A 12,673-nucleotide genomic window follows, 5' to 3' on the forward strand; every position below is an offset into this window, starting at 1 on the left:
CCACAGGATGCGTCCGTGCGGACACCGGGAGATGCTCGACGCAGACAGGGGGGTCATTGCAAGGGAGCAGTTCCATGCCACGAGACATCGACGACCAGATGCCCCGCCGGGACCGCGCACGCGAGCACGGCGAGATCTCCGGCGAACGGTCGCGCGACCGGGACCGGCACGAGCAGGACCCTGGCGGGTCCGATGCCTCGGACCCCGATCTGCGCCGTGAGCGCGGTGACGGTCGCACGTCGTGGGACGACGACGATGACGACATGCAGCAGGGCTATCGGTAGGCCCCGCCCCGGCCCCGCGCTCCGCCGGTGGCCCCCGAGGTGTCCGAGCGAGTCCCCCGCGCCCCGGCGGGGGACTCGTCCGCGTCAGGGGCCAGGGCTCTTGGACCCCTCAGTCCAGCGGGTGCCCCGTGGTCGCGTCCACATGGTCCGGGATCGCCTCGTGGCGGTCGCCGACCGTCACGGTCCCGGTGGGTTCGAACATGAGGATGGAGGCGCCGACGGGGGCGGACGGCTTGTGCTCCGTGCCCCGGGGGACGGTGAAGACCGACCCGCGGGGCAGCGTGACCGTGCGCTCTCCGGCCGGCTCGCGCAGCGCGATGTTCAGTTCGCCGTCCAGGACGAGGAAGAACTCGTCGGTGTGGTCGTGCGTGTGCCAGAGGTGCTCGCCCTCGACCTTGGCGACGCGGACGTCGTAGTCGTTGACGGCGGTGACGATGCGCGGGCTCCACAGCTCGGTGAAGGAGGCGAGGGCCGTGGCGAGGGAGACGGGTTCCTTGGGTTCCATGCCGCCATCGTGCGGGTGTCGCCCGGACCGCACGAGTGCTAGAAATCGCATATGCCGCAAGGATCCTCTCAGGCGTCGTCCGTGCACCGGGTCGTGCTCGTCGTGGACGAGAACTCCAACCCCTTCGAGATGAGCTGTGCCATCGAGGTCTTCGGGCTCGAGCGGCCCGAGCTGGGCCGCAGGCTCTACGACTTCCGGTTGTGCGCGGCAGCGCCGACGACCCGGATGCGGGACGGCTTCTTCTCGCTGACCGGCGTCGCTGGCCTCGAGGCCGTCGACGACGCGGACACACTGATCGTGCCGAACCGGCCCGACACCGACACCCCGCGCTCGCCGGAGGTCCTGGACGCCGTGCGCAGGGCGCACGCACGGGGAGCACGGCTGATCGGCTTCTGCTCCGGCGCCTTCACCCTCGCCGAGGCCGGGCTGCTCGACGGACGCCGCGCGGCCTGCCACTGGATGTGGGGCGCGTCGTTCCGGGCTCGGTTCCCACAGGTCGAGCTGGAGCCGGACGTGCTCTTCGTGGACGACGGCGACATCCTCACCGCCTCGGGCAGCGCCTCGGCCCTCGACCTCGCGCTGCACGTCGTGCGCCGCGACCACGGCGCCGAGATCGCCAACGCCGTCTCCCGCCGGCTGGTCTTCGCAGCGCACCGCGACGGTGGACAGCGGCAGTTCGTGGAGCGGCCGGTGCCCGAGGTGCCGGACGAGTCGCTGGCACCGCTTCTGGCCTGGGCCCAGGAACATCTCGCCGAACCGCTCACCGTCGCCGGCCTCGCGGCGCGCGCCGCGGTGAGCTCCGCCACCCTGCACCGCCGCTTCCGCGCCCAGCTGGGCACCACCCCGCTGGCCTGGCTGACCGGGGAGCGGGTCGCCCTCGCCTGCCGGCTGATCGAACGCGGGGAGGAGCGGCTGGACGTGGTCGCGGCGCGCAGCGGTCTCGGCACGGCCGCCAACCTGCGGGCACGGCTCAGGCGCGAGACCGGACTCAGTCCGTCGGCCTACCGACGGCGTTTCGGACCGGCCACGGGGGAAGCCCTTCTCGTATGAGATTCCTCGTACGAGACCGGCTGCTCGGCTTCGGTGACGACTACTGGATCGAGGACCAGCACGGCAACAAGGTCTTCCTGGTCGACGGCAAGGCGATGCGGCTGCGGGACACCTTCGAACTGAAGGACACGCAGGGGCGGGTCCTGATCGACATCCACCAGAAGATGTTCGCCCTGCGCGACACGATGATCATCGAACGCGACGGCGAACCGCTGGCCAGGATCAAGCGCAAGCGGCTGTCCCTCCTGCGCAACCACTACCGCGTCTCGCTGGCGGACGGCTCGGAACTCGACGTCAGCGGCAAGATCCTCGACCGTGAGTTCGCCATCGACTACGACGAGGAACTGCTCGCGCAGATCTCCCGCCGCTGGCTGCACGTCCGGGAGACGTACGGCGTCGACATCGTGCGCGAGGACCTGGACCCGGCTCTGCTGATCGCGGTGGCCGTCTGCGTCATCCACCTGGCCGAGAAGGAACGCGAGGAGGACTGAGCGGCCCGGCCGCAGGGGGACGGCGGGCCGGACGGCACCGGTACGGTGCCCTCCTGCCGCCTGCCCGGGAACCGGCCCCCTTCAGGGCCGGCTCCCCAGCTTCACTTCGTCACCGCGAACGCCAGGAAGATCGCCGCCGTGAGCTCCGGGTCCCCCTCGGCCTTGATGCGGTCCGCCACGACGTCCGCGGGGACGCGCCCGCAGGCGAGGCGGACGTAGGTCTCCCAGTCGAGCGTGAGCGACACCGTGGGGCCGAGGGAGGGCGCGCTGTCGATCGAGCCGCGGCCCTCCGCGTCGAGCCGGACCGTCCGCAGGAACTCGACGGGGCCGTGGACGTCGAAGACGGTCGCCGAACCGGCGGGCGCGCCGGCCTCCTCGACCACCTTCGGCAGTGCGGCAAGCAGCTCGTCCCGTGTGATGTACGCGCCGGGCGAGTCCAGGTTCCCCGGCCGTCCGAGGGCCGCCCGCAGGTCCTGCTCGTGCACCCACACGTCGAACGCGCGGTACCGCATGGCCTCTTCGAGGGTCTGCTCGGTGCCGAGCGGGCCGCGCACCTTTGCCCCCGGGTCCCGCGACTCGTTGCGCAGCTGACGGTTGCGGCGGATGATCGTGTACTCCAGCTCGGAGGTCATCTCCGGTGCCGTGTGATGGCGGCGGACGTCGACCTGCATCTCCATGTAGCGCTGGTGCTCGTTGGTGACGTGGAACAGGTCGCGCGGGAGCGTGTGGATCGGCCGCGGGTCGCCCAGCATCTCGCAGTCCATGCCGATCACATGGGAGGCGATGTCGCGCACCGACCAGCCGGGGCAGGGGGTCCTGCGGTTCCACTCGCCTTCGACGAGCGGCTGAACCAGTTCGGATATCGCTTCGATGGAGTGGGTCCAAGCGTCGGCGTAGGGCTGGAGGGTGGGAGGCAGACTCACGGAACGGGACCCCTCGGGCGGTCGGTGCACGGGCGGTTGTTGCGGCAGTGTCGACGGGCGGCGACTGTCGGCGGGTGTCTCGGAACGTTAAGTTACGCTGCTGTGAGGCACCCCGGCAGTGCTTTCGTGTGACGATCGTAGGCCCGAAGAGACGGCTCGAATGCCAGGACGGTGGTAGTGTGCGCGCCTCCCTCATCCAATTCCGGGTAGAAGAGGACGAATCGGTTGATTCGCGTCGCCGTCGCGCTGCGGCACTGGTACGCGATCAAGCCGGAGTCGATCTGGTGGTGCTGCCCGAGCTGTGGACGACCGGGGCGTTCGCCTACGAGCGGTTCGCAACCGAGGCCGAGCCGCTCCAGGGGCCGACGTACGAGGTGATGGCCAAGGCGGCGAGTGACGCGGGCGTGTGGCTGCACGCCGGGTCGATCCCGGAGCGGGGCGCGGCCGCCGACGGCGCGGACGAAGGCCCCCTGTACAACACCTCGCTCGTCTTCTCCCCCTCCGGTGAGCTGGCCGCCTTCTACCGCAAGATCCACCGCTTCGGCTTCGACAAGGGCGAGGCCGTGCTGATGGGCGCGGGCACCGAGACGGTGACGGTACGTCTGCCGGAGACGACCGTCGGCGTGGCCACCTGCTACGACCTGCGCTTTCCCGAGCTGTTCCGCTCGCTCGTGGACGCGGGGGCCGAGACGCTCGTGATCCCGGCGGGCTGGCCCGAGCGCCGCCGGTCCCACTGGACGCTGCTGGCACGGGCGCGGGCGGTCGAGAACCAGGCGTACGTCCTCGCCTGCGGAACGGCCGGCACGCACGCAGGGGTTCCGCAGGCCGGTCACTCGATCGTGGTGGATCCCTGGGGCGAGATCCTCGGGGAGGCCGGCGCCGACGAGGAGATCCTCACGGTGGAGTTCGACCCGGCGGAGGTCGCGACCACCCGGGACCGGTTCCCGGCGCTGAAGGACCGGGTGCTGGGCCTGGACCGCCCGCACCGCTGACGGGACGTTCCCCGAGAGGGCGGCGTCCGCGCCGCCCGCAGCCCGTGCGAAGGCCCTAGGCCGGCACGTGCACCGTCTCCACCCGGCTCGCCACCAGCCGCTCGCGCTCCCGGCGCGCCGCCTGTTCGCGCAGCCGCAGGATCTGGCTGAGCCCCAGCGCCTGGAGGACGAACACCGTGCAGAACGCCACGGTGTAGTTGTCGCCCGTGACGTCCAGGAGCACACCGATCGCCAGCAGCGTCGTCATGGAGGCCACGAAACCGCCCATGTTGGTGATGCCGGAGGCCGTGCCCTGACGCTCCGGCGGGTTCGCCGGGCGGGCGAAGTCGAAGCCGAGCATCGAGGCAGGGCCGCAGGCCCCGAGCACCGTGCACAGCACGATCAGCAGCCACATCGGCGCATGCGGGCCCGGGTGGAGGAGCGTCGCCGCCCAGACGGCCGCCGTGGCCCCGACCGTCCCGAGCGCCAGCGGCAGCCGGGCCGCATGGTGCCGCGCGACGATCTGCCCGTAGACCAGTCCGACCACCATGTTCGACAGCACCACGAGCGTCAGCAGGTCACCGGCCGTCGCCCTGGACAGACCCTGGGCCTCGACCAGGAACGGCAGGCCCCACAGCAGCAGGAACACCATCGCCGGGAACTGCGTCGTGAAGTGGACCCACATGCCGAGGCGGGTGCCCGGCTCCTTCCAGGACGCGACGATCTGCCGCCGCACGTACGCCGAGCCGTGGTGCGGGAACGGCTCCGGCTCGTACCCCTCGGGATGGTCCCTGAGGAACACCAGAAGCAGCACGAAGACGACCGCTCCGGCGAGCGCGCTGCCGCCGAACGCCGCGGTCCAGCCCACCCCGTGCAGCAGCCGGGCCAGCACCAGGGTCGAGACCAGGTTGCCCGCCATGCCCACCAGCCCCGCGAGCTGGGCGACCAGCGGCCCGCGCCGGGCCGGGAACCAGCGGGTGCCGAGCCGCAGGACGCTGATGAAGGTCATGGCGTCACCGCAGCCGAGCAGCGCACGCGAGGCGAGCGCCATGCCGTACGACGGGGAGAGGGCGAACCCCACCTGGCCTGCCGTGAACAGCACGACCCCGATGGCCAGCACCTTCTTGGTGCCCAGCCGGTCCACCAGCAGGCCGACGGGTATCTGCATGCCCGCGTAGACGAGGAGTTGCAGGATGGAGAAGGTCGACAGGGCGGAAGCGCCCACGTGGAAACGGTCCGCGGCGTCGAGTCCGGCCACCCCGAGGGACGTGCGGAAGATGACGGCGACGAAATAGACCGAGACACCGACGGCCCACACGGCCACGGCACGACGACCGCCCGGCGGATCGCCGGGCAGTGACGCGGACCGGGCGCCCACGGAGCGGGAACTCATCGCACCTCACCCCGCGCGAGGTGGGAGAACCAGCTGACGTGGCGGTGGACGATGTCGACGGCCGCCGCGGCGTCACCGGACCGCAGGGCTTCCAGGATCTCCTCGTGCTCGGTGAGCGTCTTGGCGATCCGGTCGGGGTGCGAGTGCATGACCGCGACCCCCATCCGCAGCTGCCGGTCGCGCAGTTGGTCGTACAGTCGGGAGAGGATCTCGTTGCCGCCGCTGCGCACGATCTCGGCGTGGAAGGTGCGGTCCGTGACCGCTGCCGCGGCCAGGTCGCCGGCGGCGGCCTGCTCCTTCTGACGGGCGAGCAGCTCCTCCAGGCGGGTGATCAGGCCCGCCGGGGCGGGCACGGCCTTGCGGGCCGCATGCTCCTCGACGAGCTGGCGCGTCTCGACCACGTCCGCGATCTCCTGGGCGGAGACGGGCAGGACGAGGGCCCCCTTCTTCGGGTAGAGCCTGATCAGTCCTTCGACCTCCAGCCGCAGCAGCGCCTCCCGCACCGGGGTCCTGGAGACGCCGACGGCCTCGGCGAGCTCGCCCTCGGTGAGCAGCGTCCCGCCCTCGTAACGACGCTCCAGAACGCCCTTCTTGACGTGGGCGTACACACGGTCGGCGGCGGGCGGCTGCTTCACGGACGGCTTCTCGGGCGCCGGCGCGGCGGACGGGGCTGAAGGCATGCGCACATCATAGATACAACGCGTACACATGCCGACGGCCGTCCATCATGCGGACGGCGCACCCCCTCCGAAAAATCTCCCCGCCAACCGCACATCCATCTGCCCCACTTGCGAGTCTCACGAGAAGGCGGCCTTGCCATCTGGCCGTCCTCCAGGGGCATTTGGATGTTTTCTGAGGCATCAAAGACGCAATCGGAGCGTTTGACTTGATTACCGGCATTAAGGGCACGCGAGTTCGCAGGGCCGTAGCGGCAGTGATCACCACCGGTGCCGTGCTCACCACCGGAGCTCTCACCGCGGCGCCCGCGCAGGCCGTCACGAAGCCCTCGATCACCGCCAAGGGCGGGTTCGTGATGAACAACGGCAGCGGCAAGACGCTGTTCACCAAGGCGGCCGACACCCGGCTGTCCACCGGTTCCACCACCAAGATCATGACGGCGAAGGTGGTGCTGGCCCAGCCGCACCTGAACCTGGACACGAAGGTCACGATCCAGAAGGCGTACAGCGACTACATCGTCGCCAACAACGCCTCGTCCGCCCACCTGATCGTGGGTGACAAGGTCACCGTCCGCCAGCTCCTGTACGGGCTGATGCTGCCCTCGGGCTGCGACGCCGCCTACGCGCTCGCGGACAAGTTCGGCACCGGCTCGACGCGAGCCGCGCGCGTGAAGTCGTTCCTCGGCAAGATGAACAGCTCCGCCAAGAGCCTCGGCCTGAAGAACACGCACTTCGATTCGTTCGACGGCATCGGCAAGGGCAACAACTACTCGACCCCCCGCGACCTGACCAAGATCGCGAGCAGCGCCATGAAGAACTCCACCTTCCGCGCCGTCGTGAAGACGAGGTCCACGAAGCAGAAGGTGACCACCAAGAGCGGCGGCTACCGCTACTACACCTGGACCAACACCAACCCGCTGCTCGGCACCTACAGCGGCGCCATCGGCGTCAAGACCGGCTCCGGCCCGCAGGCGAAGTACTGCCTGGTCTTCGCCGCGACCCGCAACGGCAAGACGGTCATCGGCACGGTCCTGGCGTCCTCCTCGGTCGCCAACCGCACCGCTGACGCGAAGAAGCTCCTGAACTACGGCTTCGCCGTCTGACCTTCGCCGCACACGACGCGAAGGGGCCCGGCCGCACTCCCGCGGCCGGGCCCCTTCGCGTGTGTTTCGCGTCCATGGAGTGCGAAGGGCCGGAGCCGTGCCCCGAGCGGGTGCGCGGCTCTCGGCCCTTCGCGTCGTGCGGAAGCGCCCCGGGGACTAGCCCCAGGTGATCAGGCGCTTGGGCTGCTCGAGGACGGCCGCCACATCCGCGAGGACCTTCGAGCCCAGCTCGCCGTCGACCAGGCGGTGGTCGAAGCTGAGGGCCAGGGTGGTGACCTGGCGGGGCTTGACCTTGCCCTTGTGGACCCACGGCTGGAGCTTGATCGCCCCGACCGCGAGGATCGCCGACTCGCCCGGGTTGAGGATCGGCGTGCCGGTGTCGACGCCGAACACACCCACGTTCGTGATGGTCACCGTGCCGCCCTGCATCGCCGCCGGGGACGTCCTGCCCTCGCGGGCCGTCGCCACCAGCTCGCCCAGCGCCTCGGCCAGCTGCGGGAGCGTCTTGTCGTGCGCGTCCTTGATGTTCGGCACGATCAGACCGCGCGGGGTCGCCGCCGCGATGCCCAGGTTCACGTAGTGCTTGCGCACGATCTCCTGGTTGGCCTCGTCCCAGGACGCGTTGACGTCCGGGTTCCGCCTGATCGCCACGAGCAGGGCCTTGGCGATGAGGAGCAGCGGGTTGACCCGGAGCCCCTGCATGTCCTTGTCCTGCTTGAGCTCCTCGACCAGCTTCATCGTCCGCGTCACGTCGACCGTCACGAACTCCGTGACGTGCGGGGCGGTGAAGGCCGAGCCGACCATCGCCTGTGCGGTGGCCTTGCGGACGCCCTTGACCGGGATGCGGGTCTCCCGGGCGCCGTCGTACGTCACCGCCGGCGCCGGCACGGCGGCCGGTGCCTCGACGGCCGCGGGCGCCGCGGGGGCCGGTACGGACGCCACGGCGGCGTGCACGTCCTCGCGGGTGATGATCCCGTCCGGACCCGAAGGCCGCACCGACGCCAGGTCGACGCCCAGGTCCTTGGCGAGCTTGCGCACCGGAGGCTTCGCGAGCGGGCGGGCGGCGGCCTGCGTGCCGTGCCCGTTCAGCTCGCTCTGGAGCGCCGTGGCCGCCTGGACGGCCTCCTCGGCGGGCGCGGCGGTCTTGCGGGGCCTGCGCCGGGTGGAGGACTCGGCAACGCCGTACCCCACGAGGACCGGCTGGCGCCCCTGCCGCTCGGGCTCCTCGGCCGGTGTCTCCTCCGCGGGCGCCGGGGCCTCCTCGGCCGGGGCGCCCCCGGACACGTCGACCGTGATGATCGCGGTGCCGACGTCGACCGTGGTGCCCTCGGCGAAGCGGAGTTCGCGGACGACGCCGTCGTACGGGATGGGCAGCTCCACGGCCGCCTTCGCCGTCTCCACCTCGCAGACGACCTGTCCGTCGGTGACCGTGTCACCCGGCTGCACGTACCACTTGAGGATCTCCGCCTCGGTGAGCCCCTCGCCCACGTCGGGCATCTTGAACTCGCGAACGGACGCGTCAGTCATCGTCGTCACGACCCTCTCCTCAGTACGCCAGGGCGCGGTCGACTGCGTCGAGCACCCGGTCCAGACCCGGCAGGTACTCCTCCTCCAGCCGCGCCGGCGGGTACGGGGCGTGATAGCCGCCGACCCGCAGGACGGGCGCCTCGAGGTGGTAGAAGCACCGCTCCGTGATGCGGGCGGCGATCTCCCCACCCGAACCGAAGAACACCGGGGCCTCGTGCACCACGACCAGGCGGCGGGTCTTCTCCACCGACGCCTGGACGGAGTCGAAGTCGAGCGGGGAGACCGAGCGCAGATCGAGGACCTCGAGGGACTTGCCCTCCTCCTCGGCCGCGGCCGCGACCTCCTGGCACACCTTCACCATCGGCCCGTAGGCGACGAGCGTCAGGTCCGTGCCCTCACGCACCACACGGGCCTTGTGCAGCGGGCCGGGGATGGCCTCGACGTTGACCTCGCCCTTGTCCCAGTAGCGCCGCTTCGGCTCGAAGAAGATCACCGGGTCGTCGCTCTGGATCGCCTGCTGCATCATCCAGTAGGCGTCCGAGGCGTTCGACGGGGAGACGATCTTCAGGCCCGCGACATGGGCGAACAGCGATTCGGGGGACTCGCTGTGGTGCTCGACCGCTCCGATGCCGCCGCCGTAGGGGATACGCACGACGACCGGCATCTTGACCTTGCCCAGCGAACGGGCGTGCATCTTCGCCAGCTGCGTGACGATCTGGTCGTACGCCGGGAAGACGAAGCCGTCGAACTGGATCTCCACCACCGGCCGGTACCCGCGCAGGGCCAGGCCGATCGCCGTGCCGACGATGCCCGACTCGGCGAGCGGGGTGTCGATGACCCGCTCCTCGCCGAAGTCCTTCTGCAGGCCGTCGGTGACCCGGAAGACACCGCCGAGCTTGCCGACGTCCTCGCCCATCACCAGGACCTTCGGGTCCGACTCCAGGGCCTTGCGCAGCGATTCGTTGATCGCCTTGGCCAGCGCCATCTTCTCCGCCATGTCACCGACCCCCTTCTGCGTCCGCGAACGACGCCTGGTAGGCGGCGAACTGGGCCCGCTCCTCGTCGACGAGCGCATGCCCGTCCGCGTACACGTTCTCGAAGATGGCGAAGTGGTCCGGGTCGGGCATGGCGCGGACCGCCTCGCGTACTCGCCTTCCCAACGCTTCGCTCTCGGCCTCGAGTTCCGCGAAGAATCCCTCGTCCGCGTGATCGGAGTCCAGGAGGTAGGTCCGCAGGCGGGCGATCGGGTCCTTCGCCTCCCAGGCGGCCCGCTCGTCGTCGTGGCGGTAGCGGGTCGGGTCGTCGGAGGTCGTGTGCGCGCCCATGCGGTACGTGAACGCCTCGACCAGGGTCGGCCCCTCGCCGTTGCGCGCCCGCTCCAGCGCCCACTTGGTGACCGCGAGACAGGCCAGGACGTCGTTGCCGTCGACACGCACGCCCGGGAAGCCGTAGCCCTGGGCGCGCTGGTAGAGCGGCACCCGGGTCTGCTTCTCGGTCGGCTCGGAGATCGCCCACTGGTTGTTCTGGCAGAAGAACACGACCGGCGCGTTGTAGACCGCGGAGAAGGTGAAGGACTCGGCCACGTCGCCCTGGCTGGAGGCGCCGTCGCCGAAGTACGCGATCACCGCCGAGTCGGCGCCGTCCTTGGCGACGCCCATGGCGTAGCCGGTGGCGTGCAGCGTCTGCGAGCCGATGACGATCGTGTACAGGTGGAAGTTGTTGCTGTTCGGGTCCCAGCCGCCGTTGTTCACGCCGCGGAACATGCCGAGCAGATTGGTGGGGTCGACGCCACGGCACCAGGCGACGCCGTGCTCCCGGTAGGTCGGGAAGACGTAGTCGTCGTCGTTCAGGGCCCGGCCCGAACCGATCTGGGCGGCCTCCTGGCCGAGCAGCGAGGCCCACAGGCCCAGCTCGCCCTGGCGCTGCAGGGAGGTCGCCTCCGCGTCGAAGCGGCGGGTCAGCACCATGTCCCGGTACAGGCCGCGCAGCTCGTCGGGCGTGATGCCCTCCACATAGCGGTCGTACTCGGGGTTCTCGACGCGCTCGCCCTCGGGTGTCAGCAACTGCACGAGGTCGGGGTCGGCGCCCTTCTTGGGCGTGGTGCGGGTGGTGCGCTTGGTGCCGGTGGTGCCGGCCTTGCTTCCGGCGCTGCGTCGCGGCTTGCGCGCGGCAGTGCTCTCCACGGTCACGTGTGCTCCTCCGTCGGTCCGGCCCCCGGGTTCGCCGGGTGCCTGGGGGTCCCATCAGCCCGTTCCGGGCCGATGGAAGCGGCTCGCCTGCAGCTCACGGACGCACAGGGTGGGTGCGACTCGTTCGAAACAACAGACGTGACAGGTGCCCCGGCGAGCGCCCTGCAAAGGGCACGTTACCCAGTGCCCCACAATTCTGTGAAACCCCTCCTGACCTGGGATTTTGCTTGGATTTCCAAGTAAATCGAGGAAGTCGGGAACAGTGCTGGTCAGGGCGTTGCAGGGGGCCGGAACAACGGCACGTTATCCCGCTCACCTGGAACACGGGAAGTGGTCGATCGGGGTGGCGCCGACGACCGACCCGATGGACGGCCGCTCATACGGTCACCACGGTCGTGATCACCTTGCGGACTCCATGTGACCGAGTACGACTGCCTGTGACAAGGCCCAGCTCACGGGTCCGGCTCGTGGCCTACCATCTGGCGCGTGCCGCGCTCATCTGTACCACCCCCCGTGTCGCATGCGCCCCCTCTGGGCCCCCTGCTCCGCCGATACGGTGCCGGATCCGTGCTCGCCTGCGACCCCGTCGACCAGGGACTGCTCAACGGCGGGTACCGGCTCTGCACAACACGCGGCCGCTACTTCCTCAAGCACCACTCCGACCCCGAGACCGCGGACCCCGCGGCGATCGCCCGCCAGCACCGGGCCACCCAGCGCCTGGCGGACCTCGGGGTCCCGGTGGCACCGCCGCTGACCGGCCACGACGGCCGTACGGTCGCGGTCGTCGGCGGCCGCGCCTACGCCCTGCACCCGTGGATCGACGGACGGCATCGGCACGGCGGTCAGCTCACCGCGGAGCAGTGCGGGCGGCTGGGCGCGCTGCTGGGGGTGGTGCACGCGAGCCTGGAGCGGGTCATGTCCCGCGCGCCCGGTTCACCCCTCGAGAGCGCCGACCCCGCCGACACCTTCGCGCTCATCGACGATCTGCTGTGCCGGGTGACGCGGCACCGTCCCGTGACGGCCTTCGACGAACTCGCCCGGCACCGGCTGGTGGAACGGCGGACGATACTGGAGCGGCACACGGACCGGCGTCCGCCGCCCGGCGGGGCGGTGGGCTGGGTGCACGGCGACTTCCACCCGTTCAACGTGCTCTATCAGGGCGACGCACCCGCCGCGATCGTCGACTGGGACCGGCTCGGCGTCCAGCCGCGCGCCGAGGAGGCGGTGCGCGCCGCGGCGATCTTCTTCGTCCGCCCCGTCGGCACGCTCGACCTCGCGAAGGTGCGGGCCTACGCGCGCGCGTACCGCCGCACGGCCGGAGCGCCCCCCGCGGAGCTCACCGCCGCCGTGCACCGGGTGTGGTGGGAGCGGCTCAACGACTTCTGGATGCTGCGCTGGCACTACGAACGCGGCGACAGCCGTGCGGATGCGCAGTTCCCGGCGGCATCGGCCCTCGCGGTGTGGTGGACGCGCGAGTACGACGCTGTGCGCGACGCGTTCACACAGTGACCGCCGCTGCGCAGGGGCACCGGCGGACACGGGTGTGACCGCGCATCCGTC

The 12,673-nt window shown here is 70.7% G+C and carries 13 protein-coding genes; 6 read left to right on the forward strand and 7 right to left on the reverse strand.

All coding sequences use genetic code 11. The annotated features are described in order from the left end of the window. Nucleotides 1–74 precede the first annotated feature (74 nt). Nucleotides 75–284 (forward strand): hypothetical protein, encoded by a 210-nt coding sequence (locus RCR19_RS18055; RefSeq protein ID WP_331266090.1) that lies wholly within the window; start codon nucleotides 75–77, stop codon nucleotides 282–284. Nucleotides 285–393: 109 nt separating this feature from the next. Here RCR19_RS18055 and RCR19_RS18060 read toward each other — a convergent pair whose 3' ends face one another. Beyond that, on the reverse strand, nucleotides 394–789 hold the full coding sequence (locus RCR19_RS18060) for a cupin domain-containing protein (RefSeq protein WP_331266091.1): 396 nt from the start codon (nucleotides 787–789) through the stop codon (nucleotides 394–396). 51 nt (nucleotides 790–840) lie between these two features. On the opposite strand from RCR19_RS18060, the gene RCR19_RS18065 reads away from it, so the two are divergent. Further along, a complete protein-coding gene (locus RCR19_RS18065) occupies nucleotides 841–1,839 on the forward strand; it encodes a helix-turn-helix domain-containing protein (protein WP_331266092.1) in 999 nt (332 codons plus the stop codon). After that, nucleotides 1,836–2,330 (forward strand): LURP-one-related family protein, encoded by a 495-nt coding sequence (locus RCR19_RS18070; protein WP_059130378.1) that lies wholly within the window; start codon nucleotides 1,836–1,838, stop codon nucleotides 2,328–2,330. The genes RCR19_RS18065 and RCR19_RS18070 overlap by 4 nt, the downstream gene beginning before the upstream one ends. 101 nt (nucleotides 2,331–2,431) lie before the next feature. Here the strand turns inward: RCR19_RS18070 and RCR19_RS18075 are convergent, their stop codons facing one another. Continuing rightward, nucleotides 2,432–3,253: a maleylpyruvate isomerase family mycothiol-dependent enzyme gene (locus RCR19_RS18075; RefSeq protein WP_331266093.1), complete on the reverse strand. Its 822-nt coding sequence runs from the start codon at nucleotides 3,251–3,253 to the stop codon at nucleotides 2,432–2,434. A gap of 179 nt (nucleotides 3,254–3,432) precedes the next feature. Between RCR19_RS18075 and RCR19_RS18080 the strand changes: the two genes are divergently transcribed. Beyond that, nucleotides 3,433–4,245, forward strand: coding sequence for a carbon-nitrogen family hydrolase (locus tag RCR19_RS18080; protein WP_331266094.1), 813 nt, complete (start codon nucleotides 3,433–3,435; stop codon nucleotides 4,243–4,245). Between the two features lie 55 nt (nucleotides 4,246–4,300). Here RCR19_RS18080 and RCR19_RS18085 read toward each other — a convergent pair whose 3' ends face one another. Together RCR19_RS18085 and RCR19_RS18090 are read right to left on the reverse strand one after the other, a co-directional pair. Then, entirely contained in the window at nucleotides 4,301–5,617 is a 1,317-nt protein-coding gene (locus tag RCR19_RS18085) for an MFS transporter (RefSeq protein ID WP_331266095.1), read from the reverse strand. After that, nucleotides 5,614–6,297 (reverse strand): GntR family transcriptional regulator, encoded by a 684-nt coding sequence (locus tag RCR19_RS18090; protein WP_331266096.1) that lies wholly within the window; start codon nucleotides 6,295–6,297, stop codon nucleotides 5,614–5,616. Before RCR19_RS18090 ends, RCR19_RS18085 begins: the two co-directional genes overlap by 4 nt. 206 nt (nucleotides 6,298–6,503) lie before the next feature. Here RCR19_RS18090 and RCR19_RS18095 point away from each other — a divergent pair, with 206 nt between their 5' ends. Then, the gene (locus RCR19_RS18095) at nucleotides 6,504–7,397 is read left to right on the forward strand and encodes a D-alanyl-D-alanine carboxypeptidase (protein WP_331266097.1); all 894 of its coding nucleotides are present in this window, start codon (nucleotides 6,504–6,506) and stop codon (nucleotides 7,395–7,397) included. Nucleotides 7,398–7,553: 156 nt separating this feature from the next. On the opposite strand, the gene RCR19_RS18100 is transcribed toward RCR19_RS18095, so the two are convergent. The 3 genes from RCR19_RS18100 to pdhA are packed head-to-tail and all read right to left on the reverse strand — an operon-like array spanning nucleotide 7,554 to nucleotide 11,113. Then, nucleotides 7,554–8,933 carry a dihydrolipoamide acetyltransferase family protein gene (locus RCR19_RS18100; RefSeq protein ID WP_331266098.1) on the reverse strand — a complete coding sequence of 460 codons (1,380 nt, stop codon included), beginning with the start codon at nucleotides 8,931–8,933 and terminating at the stop codon, nucleotides 7,554–7,556. A 10-nt stretch (nucleotides 8,934–8,943) separates the two neighbouring features. Continuing rightward, nucleotides 8,944–9,921 carry an alpha-ketoacid dehydrogenase subunit beta gene (locus tag RCR19_RS18105; protein ID WP_331266099.1) on the reverse strand — a complete coding sequence of 326 codons (978 nt, stop codon included), beginning with the start codon at nucleotides 9,919–9,921 and terminating at the stop codon, nucleotides 8,944–8,946. Between the two features lies 1 nt (nucleotide 9,922). Then, on the reverse strand, nucleotides 9,923–11,113 hold the full coding sequence (gene pdhA, locus RCR19_RS18110; protein ID WP_331266100.1) for a pyruvate dehydrogenase (acetyl-transferring) E1 component subunit alpha: 1,191 nt from the start codon (nucleotides 11,111–11,113) through the stop codon (nucleotides 9,923–9,925). Nucleotides 11,114–11,626: 513 nt separating this feature from the next. Here pdhA and RCR19_RS18115 point away from each other — a divergent pair. Beyond that, nucleotides 11,627–12,622, forward strand: coding sequence for a phosphotransferase (locus RCR19_RS18115; RefSeq protein ID WP_331266101.1), 996 nt, complete (start codon nucleotides 11,627–11,629; stop codon nucleotides 12,620–12,622). The last annotated feature ends 51 nt before the right edge of the window (nucleotides 12,623–12,673 follow it).

It is taken from the genome of Streptomyces sp. WAC07094, from assembly GCF_036320405.1.
In the GTDB taxonomy this organism is placed as follows: domain Bacteria; phylum Actinomycetota; class Actinomycetes; order Streptomycetales; family Streptomycetaceae; genus Streptomyces; species Streptomyces lannensis.

Bases quoted from the DNA above. Each gene is read 5' to 3' on its own strand.
- RCR19_RS18055 (WP_331266090.1), top strand. From the start codon at position 75: ATGCCACGAGACATCGACGACCAGATGCCCCGCCGGGACCGCGCACGC.
- RCR19_RS18060 (WP_331266091.1), bottom strand. From the start codon at position 789: ATGGAACCCAAGGAACCCGTCTCCCTCGCCACGGCCCTCGCCTCCTTC.
- RCR19_RS18065 (WP_331266092.1), top strand. From the start codon at position 841: ATGCCGCAAGGATCCTCTCAGGCGTCGTCCGTGCACCGGGTCGTGCTC.
- RCR19_RS18070 (WP_059130378.1), top strand. From the start codon at position 1,836: ATGAGATTCCTCGTACGAGACCGGCTGCTCGGCTTCGGTGACGACTAC.
- RCR19_RS18085 (WP_331266095.1), bottom strand. From the start codon at position 5,617: ATGAGTTCCCGCTCCGTGGGCGCCCGGTCCGCGTCACTGCCCGGCGAT.
- RCR19_RS18090 (WP_331266096.1), bottom strand. From the start codon at position 6,297: ATGCCTTCAGCCCCGTCCGCCGCGCCGGCGCCCGAGAAGCCGTCCGTG.
- RCR19_RS18105 (WP_331266099.1), bottom strand. From the start codon at position 9,921: ATGGCGGAGAAGATGGCGCTGGCCAAGGCGATCAACGAATCGCTGCGC.